We start from the raw sequence: 604 nt of genomic DNA on the forward strand, positions 1-604 counted from the left end.
TTGTTTCGCTTCTGTCCACGGAAATCAGAGCCGTCGCCCTGCCGATCCTCGGGGTCTTTGGGCTGAAAGGATTTCTGAGAAGCCCAGGCCTCCAGCAAGGTGCCATCCACAGAAAAGTGCTCCTCGGAAAGCAGCCCCTGATGCCTTGCCTGCTCCAAGACCGTCTGAAAAAAGCGTTGTACCGTTCCATTGTCCAGCAAGCGATCCCGGTTCTTGGTGAACACCGTTGGCACCCAAATCTGGTCATCCATTCCCAAGCCCACGAACCAGCGGAACAGGAGATTGTAATCGACCTGTTCCATCAGCTGCCGCTCGGAGCGAACACTGTAAAAGACCTGCAAAAGCAAAGCGCGAAGCAGGTGCTCTGGGGGAATCGAGGGGCGGCCAAGGTCCGAGTACATCTGGTTGAAATGTCCGTCGAGCTCTGCCAAGGATCGATCCACGATCACCCGGATAGCACGCAGAGGATGATCTGCAGGCACCCGCTCCTCCGGAGACAGATAACTGAACATCGCACCCATCTCTACCTTGGCTCCACGCATGATCGAATCCCTCCGTGCCCTGTTCCGGCAATTATACCACGGACTTTTTCAGCAGCCTGTTA

General features: G+C 55.8%; 1 protein-coding gene. It reads right to left on the reverse strand.

What is annotated here, in order from left to right:
- Positions 1-542, reverse strand: a 542-nt coding sequence (locus AB4090_RS15115) for an IS5 family transposase (protein WP_369574701.1), incomplete at its 3' end; no start/stop codon positions are given.
- Positions 543-604 lie beyond the last annotated feature (62 nt).

Origin of the sequence: Acidithiobacillus sp. IBUN Pt1247-S3 (assembly GCF_041146875.1) — a bacterium.
Taxonomy (GTDB): Bacteria; Pseudomonadota; Gammaproteobacteria; order Acidithiobacillales; family Acidithiobacillaceae; genus Igneacidithiobacillus.